General features: G+C 63.1%; 18 protein-coding genes. 2 read left to right on the top strand and 16 right to left on the bottom strand.

From position 1 onward, the window contains the following. Positions 1 to 7 precede the first annotated feature (7 nt). From GTP44_RS12780 to ubiE, 13 genes are all read right to left on the bottom strand, one after another. On the bottom strand, positions 8 to 610 hold the full coding sequence (locus GTP44_RS12780) for a TetR/AcrR family transcriptional regulator (protein ID WP_161019739.1): 603 nt from the start codon (positions 608 to 610) through the stop codon (positions 8 to 10). Positions 611 to 818: 208 nt separating this feature from the next. After that, on the bottom strand, positions 819 to 1,190 hold the full coding sequence (locus GTP44_RS12785; protein ID WP_160991342.1) for an RNA-binding S4 domain-containing protein: 372 nt from the start codon (positions 1,188 to 1,190) through the stop codon (positions 819 to 821). Further along, positions 1,187 to 2,350 carry a cardiolipin synthase ClsB gene (gene clsB, locus GTP44_RS12790; RefSeq protein WP_161019740.1) on the bottom strand — a complete coding sequence of 388 codons (1,164 nt, stop codon included), beginning with the start codon at positions 2,348 to 2,350 and terminating at the stop codon, positions 1,187 to 1,189. The genes GTP44_RS12785 and clsB overlap by 4 nt, the downstream gene beginning before the upstream one ends. Before the next feature lie 9 nt (positions 2,351 to 2,359). After that, the gene (locus GTP44_RS12795; RefSeq protein ID WP_161019741.1) at positions 2,360 to 3,178 is read right to left on the bottom strand and encodes an endonuclease/exonuclease/phosphatase family protein; all 819 of its coding nucleotides are present in this window, start codon (positions 3,176 to 3,178) and stop codon (positions 2,360 to 2,362) included. A gap of 82 nt (positions 3,179 to 3,260) precedes the next feature. Further along, positions 3,261 to 3,713, bottom strand: a complete 453-nt coding sequence (gene nudB / locus GTP44_RS12800) for a dihydroneopterin triphosphate diphosphatase (protein ID WP_161019742.1) — start codon at positions 3,711 to 3,713, stop codon at positions 3,261 to 3,263. Between the two features lie 48 nt (positions 3,714 to 3,761). Beyond that, the gene (gene aspS / locus GTP44_RS12805; RefSeq protein WP_202412850.1) at positions 3,762 to 5,561 is read right to left on the bottom strand and encodes an aspartate--tRNA ligase; all 1,800 of its coding nucleotides are present in this window, start codon (positions 5,559 to 5,561) and stop codon (positions 3,762 to 3,764) included. 37 nt (positions 5,562 to 5,598) lie between these two features. Beyond that, positions 5,599 to 6,231, bottom strand: coding sequence for a DUF502 domain-containing protein (locus GTP44_RS12810; protein ID WP_160991337.1), 633 nt, complete (start codon positions 6,229 to 6,231; stop codon positions 5,599 to 5,601). 28 nt (positions 6,232 to 6,259) lie between these two features. Next, complete coding sequence (locus GTP44_RS12815; protein ID WP_160991336.1) at positions 6,260 to 6,550, bottom strand: FmdB family zinc ribbon protein; 291 nt, start codon at positions 6,548 to 6,550, stop codon at positions 6,260 to 6,262. Positions 6,551 to 6,623: 73 nt separating this feature from the next. Then, positions 6,624 to 7,253, bottom strand: coding sequence for a methyltransferase domain-containing protein (locus tag GTP44_RS12820; protein WP_161019743.1), 630 nt, complete (start codon positions 7,251 to 7,253; stop codon positions 6,624 to 6,626). Between the two features lie 5 nt (positions 7,254 to 7,258). Next, positions 7,259 to 8,827 carry a ubiquinone biosynthesis regulatory protein kinase UbiB gene (ubiB, locus tag GTP44_RS12825; protein ID WP_161019744.1) on the bottom strand — a complete coding sequence of 523 codons (1,569 nt, stop codon included), beginning with the start codon at positions 8,825 to 8,827 and terminating at the stop codon, positions 7,259 to 7,261. Further along, positions 8,824 to 9,447, bottom strand: coding sequence for a ubiquinone biosynthesis accessory factor UbiJ (locus GTP44_RS12830; RefSeq protein ID WP_161019745.1), 624 nt, complete (start codon positions 9,445 to 9,447; stop codon positions 8,824 to 8,826). Before GTP44_RS12830 ends, ubiB begins: the two co-directional genes overlap by 4 nt. An 80-nt stretch (positions 9,448 to 9,527) precedes the next feature. After that, positions 9,528 to 10,466, bottom strand: a complete 939-nt coding sequence (locus GTP44_RS12835) for a Tim44 domain-containing protein (protein ID WP_161019746.1) — start codon at positions 10,464 to 10,466, stop codon at positions 9,528 to 9,530. A 21-nt stretch (positions 10,467 to 10,487) separates the two neighbouring features. Continuing rightward, on the bottom strand, positions 10,488 to 11,222 hold the full coding sequence (ubiE, locus tag GTP44_RS12840) for a bifunctional demethylmenaquinone methyltransferase/2-methoxy-6-polyprenyl-1,4-benzoquinol methylase UbiE (protein ID WP_160991331.1): 735 nt from the start codon (positions 11,220 to 11,222) through the stop codon (positions 10,488 to 10,490). 106 nt (positions 11,223 to 11,328) lie between these two features. Here ubiE and GTP44_RS12845 point away from each other — a divergent pair, with 106 nt between their 5' ends. Beyond that, positions 11,329 to 11,703 carry a lysozyme inhibitor LprI family protein gene (locus GTP44_RS12845; protein ID WP_161019747.1) on the top strand — a complete coding sequence of 125 codons (375 nt, stop codon included), beginning with the start codon at positions 11,329 to 11,331 and terminating at the stop codon, positions 11,701 to 11,703. Here the strand turns inward: GTP44_RS12845 and GTP44_RS12850 are convergent, their stop codons facing one another. Genes GTP44_RS12850 through GTP44_RS12860 form a run of 3 tightly spaced genes read right to left on the bottom strand, consistent with a single transcriptional unit; the run spans position 11,704 to position 16,510 of the window. Continuing rightward, positions 11,704 to 13,002 (bottom strand): alpha/beta hydrolase family protein, encoded by a 1,299-nt coding sequence (locus GTP44_RS12850; protein ID WP_267875232.1) that lies wholly within the window; start codon positions 13,000 to 13,002, stop codon positions 11,704 to 11,706. A gap of 8 nt (positions 13,003 to 13,010) precedes the next feature. After that, positions 13,011 to 14,276: an LLM class flavin-dependent oxidoreductase gene (locus tag GTP44_RS12855; RefSeq protein WP_161019748.1), complete on the bottom strand. Its 1,266-nt coding sequence runs from the start codon at positions 14,274 to 14,276 to the stop codon at positions 13,011 to 13,013. Further along, positions 14,276 to 16,510, bottom strand: coding sequence for a TonB-dependent receptor (locus GTP44_RS12860; RefSeq protein WP_161019749.1), 2,235 nt, complete (start codon positions 16,508 to 16,510; stop codon positions 14,276 to 14,278). The genes GTP44_RS12855 and GTP44_RS12860 overlap by 1 nt, the downstream gene beginning before the upstream one ends. 201 nt (positions 16,511 to 16,711) lie before the next feature. Between GTP44_RS12860 and GTP44_RS12865 the strand changes: the two genes are divergently transcribed. Then, positions 16,712 to 17,764 (top strand): LacI family DNA-binding transcriptional regulator, encoded by a 1,053-nt coding sequence (locus GTP44_RS12865; protein ID WP_161019750.1) that lies wholly within the window; start codon positions 16,712 to 16,714, stop codon positions 17,762 to 17,764.

Below are 17,764 nucleotides of genomic sequence, written 5' to 3' on the forward strand. Positions count from 1 at the left end.
GATTTGATTAATTCAACTTCACTGCATTGCGATATGTTTCAAGCACGCGCTCAAAGCCCTGCTCGGCCCGCTCCTGGCTGCCGGGGATGCGCATGAAGCGGCCGTCGTGATGCAGGGCCAGGATCAGGCCGTACATCTCGTAGACCAGCTGCTGCGGATCGGTGCTGGCCTTGAAGTCGCCGCAGTCGACGCACTGCTGCACGCAGCGCAGCAGCGCGCCCTGCCAGGCGCCGACCATGGCCATCAACTCCTCGCGGATCGGGCCGGGACGGTCGTCGTACTCCACCGCGCCGCTGATGTAGATGCAGCCCGAGGCCACTTCCACACTGACCCGCTTGACCCAGCGCGCAAACATCGCCTGCAGGCGCTGAATGCCGCGCGGCTCCTTCACGCTGGGGAAGAACACTTCCTGCTCGAAACGATGGTGGTACAGCTTCAGCACTTCCAACTGCAAATCTTCACGCGATCCGAAGTGCGCGAACACGCCGGATTTGCTCATGTTCATCTTATCCGCGAGCAATCCGATGGTCAGACCTTCCAGACCATCACGGCTGGCCAGATCCAGCGCCATGTCCAGGATCGCCGCGCGGGTTAACTCGCCTTTGCGCATAAATTTAGTTGAGGTATTAATAAGATTGCATCCCAGAGTAGTTTTATTGAAATCTTGGAGAAGGATTATTCTGCTCCAGATAAATTTACTCTGTGTGAAAAGAATTGCGAACGCTCGTACTATTATCCACTTGCGGGGGAATGTCAAACAGTACCTTTAGAGGTGGCGTTCTATTGCTGCGACGCAGCAATGCGGAGGGGAAACTAACTCAGAGTTTGTCCAGTTCGCGACGGTCGCGCTTGGTCGGACGGCCCTTGATGGTGGTGCCGGGTTCGCGGTACAGACGGCGGTTTTCCGCCACGGCGGCGCGGCGCGCGACACTGACCTCGGTTTCCTCGTACAGATTGCGCGCTACCGGCGCCGGGCCGCGCACATCGGACAGGCCCATGACATCGACCTCCCACTGATCGGCGCCGTTGTCGATCTCCAGCACGTCGCCGAGCTTGACGTTGCGCGCCGGCTTGGCGCGGTCGCCGTTGACGATCACCCGGCCCAGCGAGATGGCGTCGGTGGCCAGCGAACGGGTTTTGAAGAAGCGCGCCGCCCACAGCCATTTATCCAGTCGTACCCCTTCGCTCACGCGTATTTCCCCACTGCGAACACCCGCATTAGTAACTTGTAGAACACAAACGCAATCCCGTAGCCGATCCGGCGCACATGGCCGACATGCTCGAAGTCATCATAGGTGATCAGCTTGCCGTCGGCAACCGCCGCCTCGATGTGCCGGCGCAAACTGTCCGCAAAGGCGGCGTCCTTGATCACCACATTGGCCTCCTGATTCAGGAACAGGCTCAGCCCGTCCACATTGCTGGAACCGACCGTGGCCCAGTCGTCATCGATGACGGCGACCTTGGCATGCAGCTGCGTCTTATGATACTCCACCACCTTGACGCCCGCCGCCAGCAGCTTTGGATAAAAAGAATGCGCCACCGCGTCCTGCAGCCAGATCTCGCCGACGCCAATCAGCAGCACCACCTCGACGCCGCGCTCGGCGGCCGAGGTCAGCGCGCGGCGGAACTTGCGGCTGGGGGCGAAATACGGATTGGCCAGCAACACGCTCTTGCGCGCCTGGCCCAGCGCCTTCAGATAGGCGCGCTGAATGGTATGGCGGTTGCGCAGATTGTCGCGCACCACGAAGCCAGCCTGCACCGCGTGGGCGGCGGCGATCTTTTCCACCTTGCGCATGTCGCGGTACAGGCCAATCCGCTTGATGAGGCTGAGCTTGCCGAGACGACGCCACTGCGCCACCGCCTCCAGCTGGATTTCGGCCACCAGCGGGCCGCGCACCTGCACCGCGAAATCCCAGCGGGGCGACGACAGAGCCTTGCTGTGATCGTAATCGCAGAACATGTCATCGTTGATGTTGATGCCGCCGACATAGGCGACGTTGCGGTCGACCACGCAGATCTTGCGGTGGGTGCGCGTGACGCCGCGCTTGAACCACGGATTGAAGATGCGGTGCTCGACGCCGCCGGCGGCGAACGTCGCGTGCATGCTGTTGATCTGGCGGCGGCCCGTGCCCCACCAGTCGGTGATCACGCGCACCTGCACGCCGCGCTGGGCGGCGCGGATCAGCGCGGCGGTGACGCTTTGGCCGGTCTCGTCGCCGGCGAAGATATAGGTCTCGAAATACACCTCATACTGCGCGGCATCGATGGCGCCGATCAGCGCCGGAAAAAAATCGGTACCGGTGTGGAGCAGTGTGACTTCGTTATCGGCGATGAAATTGACTGGGCGCATAGTGGGCGCTCACGCCAGCGTCAGCGACGCGACGATGGGAGCGTGGTCGGATAGCTTGGCCCACAGACTACCATGCATGACCTGTGCCGTGTCCACCGTGAAGCCGCGGACATAGATCCGGTCCAGCCGGAAGAACGGCAGCGCCGCCGGGAACGTGCGCGCCGGAATGATGCTGCCCTTGCGGCGCAGCTTGCGCATGATTTCGCCCAGCGCGGTGTTCGAGCCCTCGATCTCGTCGAACGCCTCGACCACGCCGAGCGCGTTGTACAGTTCGGCGCTGAGGGTGTTGCGCCAATCGTTGAAGTCGCCGGCGATAACGACCGGCTCACCGTGGGGCGCGGTTTCCTTGACGGCGTTGATCAGCGCCTGCGTCTGGCGCCGGCGGCCATTTTCAAACAGGCCCAGATGCACGACATAACAGTGCACCGGCCCGCGCGGCGTGTCCAGCACGCAGTGCAGGATGCCGCGCTGCTCGTAGGCATGGTCGGAGACATCGCGGTTGGCCTGGCTGGCGATCGGGAAAGCACTGAGCAGCGCGTTGCCGTGATGGCCGTGATCATAGATCGCGTTCATGCCATAGGCGGCGTGCAGGTGGCGCGACTCGCCGGCGAAGTACTCATGCTGCGCCGCAGCGGGCCAATGCTTGTTGCCGAGATGCTCGGCGCCGTACTTGGCCGCCTTCAGATCATGCTTGCCCTGCACTTCCTGCAAAAAAACCACATCGGCATCAAACATGCCGATGGCCTGCTTCAGCGCCAGCACACGCGGTTCCGCACGAATGCTGGAAACGCCCTTATGGATGTTGTAAGTCGCAACGCGGATCTTCATGCGACGTATTTTACTCCCACAACAACAAACTCGACGTGCGCCTGCGCACATAGCCCAAGCTGCCTATGAACTACGAATCAGGCTAGCGCAGCTGGTGGGGCAGCTGGAGAATGGCTTCGGCGTTGGAGGCGGAGAAGCATTTGTCGGCGGCGTCGAGGTGGGGCAGCCAGACGTGGTTCAGGTGTTCACGCGGGCTCAGCGTGATGGCGATGTCGCGCGGGACTTCGACACTGAAAACGTGCTCGGTATTTTGCGTGACGCCGGGCGCGTAGCGGTGGCGCCAGACCGGGTAGATTTCGTAGACGTTGGCGAGACGCCAGTCGCGCAGCACGATCCGCTCGCCGTCGGCGACGATGCCGGTTTCCTCGCATAGCTCGCGGGTGGCGGTGGCCAGCAGCGGCTCGTCCGGCGCGTCCAGCGAACCGGTCACCGATTGCCAGTAGCCGGGCTTGTCGGCGCGCTCGATCAGCAGCACCTGCAGGTCGGCCGTGTGGATCACCACCAGCACCGATTCGGGTATCTTGTAAGGCTTCATGGGCGCGATAAAAGAAAAGGCGCCGCGGCGCCTTTTCCATGTGACTGCTTAGCCGGCCACTTTCGGCTCGACGGCGCGCAGACGGATGTGCAGCTCTTTCAGCTGCTTCTCGTCCACTTCCGACGGCGCGTGGGTCAGCAGATCCTGCGCGCGCTGGGTTTTCGGGAAGGCGATGACGTCGCGGATCGAGTCCGACTTGGTCATCAGCGTGACGATACGGTCCAGGCCGAATGCCAGGCCGCCGTGCGGTGGCGCGCCGTATTGCAGCGCGTCCAGCAGGAAGCCGAACTTCAGGCGGGCTTCGTCGGCGTCGATCTTCAGTGCGCGGAACACTTTCGACTGCACGTCTTCGCGGTGGATACGGATTGAACCGCCGCCCAGTTCCCAGCCGTTCAGCACCATGTCGTAGGCCTTGGCGATGCAGGCGCCCGGATTGGTTTCCAGCATGTCTTCGTGGCCATCCTTCGGCGCGGTGAACGGGTGGTGGGTCGCGGTCCAGCGATCCGCCTCTTCGTCGTATTCGAACATCGGGAAGTCGATCACCCACAGCGGCGACCAGACGTCGTCGAACAGGCCGTTGGCCTTGCCGAATTCCGAGTGGCCGATCTTGACGCGCAGCGCGCCGATGGCGTCGTTGACCACCTTGGCCTTGTCGGCGCCGAAGAAGATCAGGTCGCCATCTTGCGCGCCAGTCAGTTCCAGGATCTTGGCCAGCGTGGCGTCGTCGATGGTCTTGACGATCGGCGATTGCAGGCCATCGCGGCCCTTGGCCTTCTCGTTGACCTTGATGTAGGCCAGGCCCTTGGCGCCGTAGATGGCGACGAACTGGGTGTAGGCGTCGATTTCCGAACGCGGCATCGAGCCACCCTTCGGTACCAGCAGGCCAACCACGCGGCCGTTAGGCATGTTGGCGGCGCTGTTGAAGATCTTGAACTCGACGTTTTTGACGACGTCGGTCAGTTCGGTGAACTTCAGCTTGACGCGCATGTCCGGTTTGTCCGAACCGTAGCTGCCCATCGCTTCGGCGAAGTCCATCACCGGGAACGGGTTAGGCAGGTCGACGTCCATGGTGTTCTTGAACGTTTTGCGGATCATGTCTTCGAACAGATCGCGGATTTCCTGTTCGGTCAGGAACGAGGTTTCGCAGTCGATCTGGGTGAATTCCGGCTGACGGTCGGCGCGCAGGTCTTCGTCGCGGAAGCACTTGGTGATCTGGTAGTAGCGGTCGAAGTTGGCCACCATCAGCAGCTGCTTGAACAGCTGCGGCGATTGCGGCAGCGCGAAGAAGCTGCCGGCGTTGACACGCGACGGCACCAGATAGTCGCGCGCGCCTTCCGGGGTCGACTTGGTCAGCATCGGGGTTTCGATGTCGATGAAGCCCAGTTCGTCCAGGTATTTACGCACTTCCATCGTCACCTTGTAGCGCAGGCGCAGGTTGTTCTGCATCTGTGGACGACGCAGGTCCAGCACGCGGTGGGTCAGGCGGGTGGTTTCCGACAGGTTGTCGTCGTCCAGCTGGAACGGCACGGCCACGGAGGCATTCAGCACTTCCAGTTCCGAGCAGATCACTTCGATCTTGCCCGATTTCAGGTTGGCGTTGACGGTGCCGGCCAGGCGGTCCTTGACCACGCCGGTGACGCGCAGGCAGAACTCGTTACGCACGGCTTCGGCGGCCTTGAATACTTCAGCCTGTTCCGGATTGCACACGATCTGCACCAGGCCCTCGCGGTCGCGCAGGTCGATGAAGATCACGCCGCCGTGGTCGCGGCGACGATGTACCCAGCCGCACAGGCTGACAGTTTGGCCAAGCAGCGCTTCAGTGGTGAGGCCGCAGTAGTGAGTACGCATTGAGGACATGTTTATTTCTCGGTTCAGGTTAGGTTACTCAGTTAATCTTGGTGTCGTTCAGGACGATGGTTTTCGGCACGGCGTCTTCCGGCGCCACCACTCCCATCGAGACGATGTACTTCAGGGCCGCGTCGACCGTCATGTCGAGTTCCACCACGTCCTGCTTGGCCAGCATCAGGAAAAAGCCCGAGGTCGGATTCGGCGTGGTCGGCACGTACACGCTGACGTAGTCGCCCACCAGGTGGTTCTTCACGTCCCCGCCCGGCGTGCCGGTCAGGAAGGCGATGGTCCACGAGTTCTGGTGCGGATACGGAATCAGCACGGCCTTGCGGAAGGCGTTGCCGGACGACGAGAACAGCGTGTCCGACACCTGCTTGACGCTCGAATACAGCGAGCTGACGATCGGGATGCGGGTCAGCAGCTTTTCCCACATGCGCACCACGTAGTTGCCGACCAGGTTGTTGGTCAGCAGGCCGGTCAGAAACACGATGAGGATGGTCAGCAAGGTGCCCAGGCCGGGGATATCGAAGCCGATCAGGGTACGCGGCTGCCAGCGTTCCGGCACGAACAGCAGGGACTGGTCCATGGTGCTGATCACCAGGTTCAGTACCCAGGCGGTGATCGCCAGGGGCACGAGTATCAGCAAGCCGGTAATGAAATATTTACGCATCGATATCCTTGTTGGTGGATGAGGTCCTTCAGGTGTCGCTGGAGCCGCCCGACGACGAGGGCGTCGACGCCGGCGCGGCGGCCGGCGCGGCCGCGTCCGCTTTCGGGCCGGTCGAGGTGCCGGTGGCCGGCGGCGTGCCGCCGCGGAAATCGGTGACATACCAGCCCGAGCCCTTCAGCTGGAAACCAGCGGCGGTCACTTGCTTCTTAAACGACTCCTTGCCGCACGACGGGCAAACCGTCAACTGCGGATCGGACATCTTCTGCAGGACATCCTTGGCAAAACCGCATGCCTCGCAGCGGTACGCGTAGATCGGCATCTATTACTCCGCAAAAATCATCAAAACCCTGAATTATAAAGCCTTTTGCCGGGCGTCTGACTGTTTCCTGTGGTTAAGGCTGCGCGGCGCGGTGATTTCGTGGCAAAACGCGCCGCTGCCACACCATCCAGCGCTCCTTGCCGGCGAACACCGGCAGCGAATCACTAACCCCGGCGTCGGCGATACAGGCGAAATCCGCGTCCAACAGATCGTGCAACCGGGCGCGGGTGATGCCGAACGGCGGCCCCTTGGGCGCGTCGTCCAGGAAGAAGAACCCGGCCAGCAAGGCGCCCGGCGCCAGCAGTTGCGCCCAGCGCGCCGCCACCCGCGGCCACAGGGCCGGCGGCATGGCGCACAGGAAGGCGCGTTCGTAGATCAGTTGCAGCGGCCGCGCCGGCTGCCATTGGAAGAAATCGGCCTCGACCACGCGCGCCGCATGCGCCGCGCCGGCGACCGCTCTGCCCTGCGCCACGGCGGCAGGGGAAAAATCGATGGCGGTGGCGTCCCAGCCCTGCCCGGCCAGGAAAGCCAGCTCGTAGGCCGAGCCGCAGCCGGGGATCAGCGTCACCAACGGCGGCTGGCCGGCGGCGAACGCGCGCAGCGCGGGCGGCACGCCGCCTTGGTCCCATGGTGTGAAGCGGCGTTCGAAACGTTCATCCCAGAACGCCGGCAAGCTCGGGTCGCGCTGCAGGAAATCCGCCACGATGGTCAGATCAGGTGGTGGAAGCGCAGGTACAGCTCATAGGCGGCATAGCCCAGCGCGATGCCGGCCGCCGTATAAATCAGCACGCCCAGCAGGCGGTTGGTGCGCTGCTGTTCCAGCACCAATGCGCGCATCAGCTCGGTATTGTCGCTCGGCTTCTCGGCGTGCCGCTCCAGCGCCTGATGCATCAGGCGCGGCAGTTGCGGGAAGATGTGGGCGTAACGCGGCGCCTCCGCCTTCAGGCGCTGCATGAAGCCCTTGATGCCGACCTGGTCGGCCATCCAGTTTTCCAGGTAGGGCTTGGCGGTCTTCCACAGATCCAGGTCCGGATCGAGCTGGCGGCCCAGGCCTTCGATGTTCAGCAGCGTCTTTTGCAGCAGCACCAGTTGCGGCTGCACTTCGACGTTGAAGCGGCGCGAGGTCTGGAACAGGCGCAACAGGATCTGGCCGAACGAGATGTCTTTCAGCGGCCGGTCGAAGATCGGCTCGCAGCAGGCGCGCACCGCCGATTCCAGCTCGTCCACGCGGGTTTCCTTCGGCGCCCAGCCCGATTCGATGTGGGCCTCGGCCACGCGCTTGTAGTCGCGGCGGAAGAAGGCCAGGAAGTTCTGTGACAGGTAATCCTTGTCGAAGTCGGTCAGCGTGCCGACGATGCCGAAGTCCAGCGCGATGTAGCGGCCAAAGGTGGCCGGCTCGATCGACACCAGGATGTTCCCAGGGTGCATGTCGGCGTGGAAGAAGCCGTCGCGGAACACCTGCGTGAAGAAGATTTCCACGCCGTCGCTGGACAGCTTTTTCAGGTCGACGCCGGCCGCCTCCAGCCGGTCGATCTGCGACACCGGGATGCCGACCATGCGCTCCATGACGATCACGCTCGACGAGCAGTAATCCCAGTACATCTCCGGCACCAGCAGCAGTTGCGAATCGGCGAAATTGCGGCGCAGCTGGCTGGCGTTGGCGGCTTCGCGCATCAGGTCCAGCTCGTCGTGCAGGTATTTGTCGAACTCGGCCACCACCTCGCGCGGCTTGAGGCGCTTGCTGTCGGCCCACAGATTGCTGATCCATTCGGCGGCCACGTGCATCAGCGCGACGTCGTCGTCGATGGTCTTCTTCATGCCGGGGCGCAGCACCTTGACCGCCACGTGGCGGCCATCTTTGAGCGTGGCGAAGTGCACCTGGGCGATCGAGGCCGAGGCCACCGGATTGCGCTCAAAGGTGGCGAACAGCTGGTCCGGATGCGCGCCCAGCGATTTGCGGATCTGCGCGATGGCCAGGTCGGGATCAAACGGCGGCACGCGGTCCTGCAGGCGCGCCAGCTCCACTTGCAGGTCGGGCGGAATCAGGTCGCTGCGGGTCGACAGCACCTGGCCGAACTTGACGAAGATCGGTCCCAGCTCTTCCAGCGCCATGCGCAGGCGCACGCCGCGCGGCGCCGACAGGTCGCGCCAGAAAAACACCGTGTCGATCAGTTTGGTGATGCGCGGCTTTTTCAGCCCGGAGATGGCGATTTCATCCAGACCATAGCGCACCGATACCCGCAGAATTTTCAGCAGGCGCAAGAATTTCAACATCATGGGCGAGGTTCCAGTGTGGGCGACAGTTTTTGTTCCAGCTTGGCCAGGCGCTTGGCGGCGCGCTCGACGTCATCGCGCAGGCGCGTCACATCGGCCGACCAGGCGTCCACCGTGTGCGGACGCACCAGCAGCTGTTTTTCGTCGAGCAGGAATTCGGCGACGTTTTCGGCCAGCTTCTGCTGGCCGCCCCGCACCGCTTCCAGCGCGGCCTTGGCACCGGCGACGGCGCGCACGGCGGCGATCGGGCCGATGACCTTTTCCAGGTCATGTTCGGCTTCCCAGCGCAGCGACTGGCTCAGGCTGGAGATGGCGTTGGCGAACTCGGCGTCGCCCTCGATTTGCACGTAGGAGAAGGCACGCTCGCGGTTTTGCGCGATCAGCGGCAGGTCGGACAGCTTGACACGGATGGTGACGCGGGCGGCCTCCTCGGCCGGCGCCGGTTCCACATAACCGTCGGCGGTCACGCGCAGACGCAGCGCGACGGCGCCGGCGTCGATCACGGCGATCTTGCCGGCGTGACGCTGCAACGCCTGGCGCGCCCACGTCTCCTGCGCCAGCAAATGGTTGATGGCGGCGCTGGCCGGTGCCGCGGAAAAACTGCCTGGATTAAATGAAATCATGTTCGAGCCGTAGAAAAACAAAACCGCCCGAGAACGGGCGGCCTTGATCTTACCAGTTTTACCGGATTAAGCCGGTTTGCTTATGCCAACTGTTGTATGCCGCCGAGCAGCCAGCCGCTCGAACCGTTGACCGGTTTCACCAGGTTCCACACCTCGTGGTACGGCTCGGCCAGGGCGTCCGGCGCCGGCTTGATCATGCCGGTGAACTTGACGCTGGCCAGGTACTCGGTGTCGGTGGTTTCGATGCCCAGCAGTTCGGCCTCGATGCTGACCACGTCGGTGTAGTCGGCCACGGTACGCTCGCTCAGCTGCATCCGCATCTCGGCGAACACTTCCGGCGTGGTGAACTCACGGATATCGGCCACATCGCCTTTATCCCAAGCCGCTTGGAGGCGGATGAAGTTGCTCTTGGCAACGCGCAGGAAGCTGGCCTGATCGAAGTCGGCCGGCACGCCCCACTGGGTGTACGTTTGCTGTACCGGCACGGCGGCGGCCTCCGGCTGCAGGCGCGAACCGATGTCCGGGGTGGCCGTACCGCTGGACTGCGGCTGCTGTGGCGGCATCGAGTACACGTTCTGGTTGCCATTACCATTGCCATTGCCGGCGAAGGCGGCGGCGCGTTGCTGCGCCGGCTGCGACTTGCTGCGGATCAGGCGAATGATGAAGTACACCACGCCGACCAGCAGCGCGATCATCAGCATCGAACCGATGGCGCTACCCAGCGCGCCGCCCAGGCCAAAGTGCGAGAACAGCGCGCCGAGGCCGAGGCCCAGCAGCGCGCCGCCCAGGATGCCCTTCCATGGGCTAGGCTTCGGCGCGGCGACCGGCGGCGTATTCGGCGCCGGCGCAGGCTGCGCCTGACGCGGCGCCTGCTGCGGTGCTGGCTGTGCCGGCATGCGGTTGACGTTCTGCGACTGGCGGCCGAACGATTTGCCGCCGCCGGCCGGGCGCGCTTCGACCAGGGTCGAAACGGCCATGGTGGCGATCAGTGCGCCAACCAGAATTTTTTTCAGATTCATTGTTCTCTCTCTCTTCCGTGATTACATTTTGATACCGGTGTGCAAAGCGGCCACACCTGCCGTCAGGTTGTAATACGTCACCCGTTCCAGGCCGGCCTCTTCCAGCATGGTCTTCAGCGTTTCCTGGTCCGGATGCATGCGGATCGATTCGGCCAGGTAACGGTAGCTCTCCGCATCGTTGGCGATTTTCTCGCCCATCCAAGGCAACACCTTGAAGGAATACAGATCGTAAGGTTTTTGCAGCGCGGCGGCGACTTTGGAAAATTCCAGCACCAGCAGCTTGCCGCCGGGTTTCAGCACGCGCTGCATTTCTTTCAACGCCTGGTCCTTGTGCGTCATGTTACGCAGACCGAAGGCGACGCTGACGCGGTCGAAGTAGTTGTCGGGGAATGGCAATTTTTCCGCGTCACACAGCAAAGTGGGGGTGATCAGGCCGCGATTCAAGAGGCGATCACGGCCCACCCGCAACATCGATTCGTTGATGTCGGTCAGCCACACCTCACCGGTCGGGCCGGCCTGCTTGGCGAAGGCCTTGGCCAGGTCACCGGTGCCGCCGGCGATGTCCAGGCACTTGAAGCCCGGCCGCACGGCCGCGTTGGCGATGGTGAAGATCTTCCACACGCGGTGCAGGCCAGCCGACATGACGTCGTTCATGATGTCGTACTTGGCGGCGACAGAATGGAAAACCTTGGCAACTTCGCGGACTTTGTCATCTTCCGCGACGGTTTTATAACCGAAGTGAGTGGTATTGGTCATGTTATGCAGGCCTGTTAATTTGTTCGCATTATACAAGGTGATACTCTTGAGGACTGCGCTTAAACATGGCAAACTTTGCAACTTTAATACTGATTAAAGGATAGACATGAAGAAATTCATCGCTGCCGCGCTGTTTTGCGCTTCCGGCGCCGCCGTTGCCAATTCCGCTTGTGACGTGCCGAAAAACGATTTCGACGGCCTGTATTGCCTGAACAAGGTTTATCAGGAGGCCGACAAGGAGCTGAACACCAACTACCAGGCGCTCAGCGGCAAGCTGGACGCCGATGGCAAGAAGACGCTGAAGAGCGGCCAACTGGCCTGGATCAAACAACGCAACGACACCTGCTCGAAGCGCGAAGCCAACGGCTTCTATGTCAATCTGGATTGCGCTACCAGCACCACCATCAAGCGCGCGCAGTTCCTGCAGGACCGCGTGCGCGAGTGCAACAGCTCCGGCTGCCAGAACAGCAAGCTGCAGTAATCACTGCGCCGGCAGGTGACGCCATTCCAGGCCGAGCGCGGCGCGCTTGGGGAAGCCCTTCCACAGGCCGGCGTCCGGCTTGATGGTGCCGTCGGCTTGTAGCGGCGGCAAGTCCAGATAGCTTTGCAGCGGCTGCCGCTTCAGCTCGATGCCGAGGAAAGCCGTCACAAAGTGCTGATTGATATTGTTGATGCGGCGGCTGTCCCATACCGGCTCGGCGTAGGACTGGAAGTCGTCGAAATTGCTCCAGTGCGCCGGCGATGGCGGATTGGGCGCCGAGTTGTGGCGGCCGCCGATGTAGGTCAGCAGGTAGCGGTTGGCGTTGACGGTTTTCTGGAAAAGTTGCAGCACGCCGTCCTGATAGCCGGCCACATCGTCCTGATCACCGCTGATGAACAGCGTCGGCGTGCGCACGCCGGCCAGGCCGGCGTCGTCCCACACCTTGTGCGCGCCGCCCCATGGCGCGAAGGCGACGACCGCCTTGATGCGCTGGTCGCGCGCCGCAGCGTACTGTTGATTCCCCTGCTGGTTGATGGCCAGCTTGCCGCCGGGGACATACGCCGCCGCGGTCGCGCTGACGCCCGCGCCGACGGTGTTCAACGCGCCGTAGCCGCCCATCGAGTAGCCGACCAGCGCGGTGTTGTCCGCGTCCACCAGGCCGGCCAGGAAATTGCCGCTGCCCGGTTTGGCCCACGCGGCGACGGTGTTCAGCACGAACAGGTCGTCCAGGCGGCGGTTCAGCAGCGTGCTGGCGAAGCCGGCCTTGTCGGCGCGCGTGGATTCGGGATGATCGATGGCGACGACCACATACCCTTTCGACGCCAGGTTCTCGGTCAGATAGCTCATCTGCAGCCGCGAGCCGGGATAACCGTGCGAGACAATCACCAGCGGATAACGCGTGCCGGACGTTGGCGCCGCATCACGCGCGGCGCGGCCGTTGAACTGGAATGGCGTGTTGGGACGCTGCGGATCATTCGGCCCCGAGCCCAAGACGTCGGTGTAGACGGTGTGCTCTTTCTGGCCCTCGGCCAGCCGCGCCGGATACCACACCTCCAGCGTCAGCTTGCGCGTGTAGCGCGGATTGGGCTGCTCGGCACTGTAACGCAAGATGTCGAGTTGGTCCTTGTGCTCCGCCACCAGCGTGCGCACGCCCACCTGCGACGGACCACGCGCCGCCAGCTCCGGTGCATCCGGACGAAAATCGCCGTAGTATTCCTGCGCCTGCGCCCCACCCATACCCACACCCACACCCACACCCACCACCAAAGCCGCCACCACCATCAACATCCTGCCCAGCATACGTTCTCCTATAAACCCAAGTGCGAACGCAAGGTGCTGCCCGCGTAAGCCGTGCGGAACAAACCGCGCCGCTGCAACTCGGGAATCACCAGCGTCAGAAAATCATCCAGTCCACCGGGCAGCGCCGGCGACATGAAATTAAAGCCGTCCGCCGCGCCCTGCTCAAACCATTGCTGCATCTGATCCGCCACCAGCTGCGCCGTGCCGACCACGGTAAAGTGACCACGTCCGCCGGCGATGCGCTCATACAACTGGCGTATCGTCAGGTTTTCGCCCTGCGCCAGGGCCGTCAACAACTGCTGGCGGCTACGCTGACCATCCTGCGTTTCCGGCAGTTCCGGCAGCGGACCATCCAGCGGATAACCCGACAAATCGAAGTTGCCGATCATACGCCCCAACAGCGCCAGGCCGGCCTTGGGCTCGATCAGCGCCTGCAATTGCGCGAACTTCTGGTCCGCCTCCGCCTGCGTGCGGCCGACCACCGCGAACAAGCCTGGCAAAATCTTCAGCGACTCCGGACCGCGGCCCTGGTCCGCCAAGCGCCGCTTCAGATCGCGATAAAAATCCTGCGCCTTCGCCAGCGTCGGTTGCGCGGTGAACACCACCTCCGCCGTCGCCGCCGCGAGGTCGCGGCCCGTCTCCGAGCTGCCGGCCTGCACCACCACTGGCCGCCCCTGCGGGCTGCGCACCACGTTCAACGGCCCCTTCACCGCGAAATAATCGCCGCGATGATTCAGCGTGTGCAGCTTGGCCGGATCGTAAGGCAGCTCGCCGCTTTTATCGTCCAGCAGCGCATCGGGGTCCCAACTATTCCACAGTCCTGTGACAACCTGATGAAATTCCCGCGCCCGCGCATAGCGGTCGGCGTGCGCCACATGCTGCTCGCGGCCGAAGTTGGCCGCTTCCGCCGCGTTGTCGGACGTGACCAGATTCCACCCCGCCCGCCCGTCCGACAGCAGATCCAGCGACGCAAACTGGCGCGCCACCGTGTACGGCTCGTTGTAGGTGGTGGTGGCGGTGCCGATCAGGCCTATCTTCTCGGTCGACGCGGCCAACGCCGACAGCAGCGTCAACGGCTCCAGCGATGGCGCGCCGGTGAGCGCCACGCTGTCGGCAAAGAATACCGCATCCAGGCAGGCGCGTTCCGCCGCCCGTACCTGCTCGCGGAAGACCTTGAAAGGATTCGACAGCAGGTCGGTGTCCGGGTGGCGCCACGCGGCAACGTGGTGGCCATGGCGCATCATGAATGCGCCGATACTCATTTGGCGCGACATTAGAACTCCTTGCGTGCGGTGATGCCGAAGTAGCGCTGATCATCACGCGGCACGGCGCGGGTGACGTAGCCGGTCGAGGTGACCAGATTGGTCGCGTAGGATTTGTTGGCCAGATTTTTGCCGACCAGCGCCACGCGCCAGCCACCGACCGGCGACGACAACGCGATGCCCGCATTGATCACGCCATACGCGCCCTGAATCGCGTCCGGCGACTGGAACAGGTCATACTGGGTCTTCGCCTGCCAGCTGTAGTCGGCCGACAGATCGACGATCAAACCATTCTCCAGCGGCAGCGCGTAGTTGGCGCGGGTGAAGGACTTCCACTTCGGCGAGAACGGCAGCGGCTTGCCATTCAGGTTGCACGACGCGGCGGCTGCCGGCGGGCAGTTGAAGTTGTCGATCGTGGCGTCGGTGTAAGCCAGCGAAGCGGTCAGGGTCAGCGCGCGGGTTGGGCGCGCGTTGATGTCCAGCTCCACGCCCTTGGTCGATACATCACCGGCGTTGATCAGGCGCGTGACCACCGTGCCGGCCACCGTGTCGTAGAAGTTGGCCTGGTAGTTATCGTACTTGGTGCTGAACACGGCCAGGTTGGCGGTCAGCTTGCGGTCAAAGGCACTGGCCTTCAGGCCCATTTCAAACGAATCCGACGTCTCCGGTTTCAACGCCAGCGTATCGCGGCTCAACATGTTGAAGAACACGTTGTAGGCCGGGCCTTTGTAGCCGCGCGAGTAGGTGACATAGGTGTTCACGTCCCGCGAGATATCGTATTGCAGGCCGAGGCGGCCCGAGTAACCGTCTTCGCTGGTGGAGCCGGCGTTTTGCACCGCCGGCTGAACGCCGGCGAAGGCCACGGTCTGCGTCGATGTGCGCTGGTGATCATAGGAAAGTTCGTCCTTGGTCCAGCGCGCGCCGGCGATGGCGCGCCACACCGGCGAAAAATTCAGTGTGCTCTCGCCGAACAGCGAGTAGCTGTCGCTCTTCACGCCGTAGTCCGCGCGCCCCGCGTTGATCGCCGTGCCGTTGTTGACGATGCGCTGATAGCTCTCGCGGTCCTTGCCATGCAGGTAGAAGGCGCCAAGCACGTAATCGGCGAAGTCGCCTTTGGGTGAGGCGAGGCGCAGCTCTTGCGACGCCTGGCTGAATTCCACCGTGCCGATGTCGCGCGTGGCAGGGAATGCCGTCGTGATGCGCGATGCTTCCGCCGCGTTGCCAATCGCCGAGGTGCTGGTGTACTGCGTGTTGTCCCAATCACGCACGGCGCTGATGGAAGTCAGCGTGTAGCCATTGAAACGGTAATCGACTTGCGCCGACAGCCCTTTGTTCTTGTCGCGGATATCACTCGGCAGGTCGACATTGACCTGGCGGTTTTCCGGGCCGGCCACCACTGGTGCGATGCCTGCGCTGAACGCGGCAGCGGTAGATTGGTAGGCGGTAAAGCTGGGCGAGGAATTCGACCGCAGGTAGTCGGCGATCAGCGCGATATCCAGATCCTTGTTGGGCGTGATGTCAACGCGGGCGCGCACGCCTTTGCGGTCGTAGCCATTCAGCTTGCCGCCGCCGGCGTGGAGGTTGTCGATATTGCCGTCATAGTCGGCATACAGGCCGGTGATGGAAGCCGCCGCCACGCCCGGATTGATCGCGCCGGATACGCCTGCGCGCACGCGCTTCTCATTGCCCTCGTACCAGGACGCATCGACAAAGCCGGTGGTCTCCTGCGACGATTTACGGCCGATCACATTCAGCACGCCAGACGAGGCGTTCTTGCCGAACAGCGTACCTTGCGGGCCGCGCAGAATTTCAATGTGTTCGATATCGAGCAGGTCCAGCGTGGCCTGGCCGGGACGCGCATACACCACGCTATCCACCACGGTCGATACCGTCGGCTCGACGCCCGGCGAGGTGGAGATGGTACCGATACCGCGAACGAAGATGGTCGTGTCCTTGTTGCCGCCCTGCTGACGGAAGGTCACGCTGGGCACTTCCTGCACGATGGTGTCGATGCTGGTGCGGTTGGCGTTGTTCAGCGCATCGCCATCCAGCACGGAGACAGCGATCGGCACCGATTGCAGCGAGGCGTCGCGGCGCGTGGCGTTGACCGTCACGCTGGGCACGGCCGCGCTTTCGTCACGGTTGGTGATCGGTGCCGGGTCCGCCTCCGCGGCGCTGGCAAAGGCGCTTGCCACCAGCAAGGCGCCGGTGGTCAGCGCGCCAAAAATGTTCTTGTTGCTCTTCATATTCTGATCCCTTGATTTGAAAGCGCCCTTTGCGCCATATGCGGAAAACCTGCTTTGATCGTCGAAGAACCAGCTTAGTGAGCGCCAGGTGCTTCGCTACAATTCAGTGGTACCGGTACCCTTTTTTTAGTTTCACGGCGGCCCGGATTGAAGTCAAAGAATTAAAAAAATCATCGATATGTCTTTTCAGAATATGCGTCCATGAGCGAACCAACAGCACCACGCAAACGCCGGGGATCGGGCCGCGCCACCATTCACGATGTGGCGCGACTGGCGCAGGTCGGATCGATTACCGTGTCGCGCTACTTCACCGAGCCGGGTCGCGTGGCGGCGGCGCGCAGCGCGCGCATCGCGGCGGCGGTGAAGGCGTTGGGCTATGTGCCGAATCTCGCCGCCAGCGGCCTGGCCTCAGCACACGGCCGTGTGGTCGGCATGGTGATACCGAATATCTCCGGGCCGATTTTCGCCAACACGATTCAGACCTTCAGCGATACGCTGAACCGCCACGGCTACCAGCTGCTGCTGGCGTCGAGCTATTTCTCCGCCGCGAAAGAAGAAAATGCGGTACGCGCCTTCCTCGGCTGGAAGCCGGCCGCGCTGGCGGTGGTGGGCCGCTTTCACAACCGCGCCACCGAGAAGCTGCTGTCGACGGCAGGCATTCCGGTGGTGGAGACGTGGGATTATCAGCCGCGCCGCAAGCCGATCCAGGTCGGCTACTCCAATCATGCGGTCGGCGAGCAGGCGGCGCGCTACTTGTACGGCAAGGGTTATCGCCGCATCGCCTTCGTGCAGAACAGCCTTGCCGGCGACTTGAGCGCGGTGGACCGCAGCGACGGCTACGAAGCGGTGATGCGCGGGCATGGCCTGCAACCGATCATCTATGTGCCGAAGGCGGAAGCGCCGTTCGACGCCGGCCGCGAGGCGGTGCAGGCATTGGTCGTGTCGCCGGCGAAGCGCGCCAAGCCGGTGGAGGCGATCATCTTCGCCAACGACAATCTGGCGGCGGGCGGCCTGCTGGCGGGGCAGCGCGCGGGCCTGAAGATTCCCGCACAATGCGCGATGGTGGGCTTCGGCGATTACCCGTTCTCGCAACTGCTGCTCCCCGGCCTGACGACGATCCGCCCGCCGGGCCGCGAGATCGGCGAGATCGCCGCGCTGCGCATACTTGAACAACTGGGCGTGTTGCCCTGCTCCGGCCAGGATACGCGTTTGAACCTGCTGGCCTGCGAATTGATAGAGCGCGAGAGCGCGTAA

The sequence above is a fragment of the Duganella lactea genome (assembly GCF_009857505.1).
Lineage (GTDB): Bacteria > Pseudomonadota > Gammaproteobacteria > Burkholderiales > Burkholderiaceae_D > Rugamonas > Rugamonas lactea.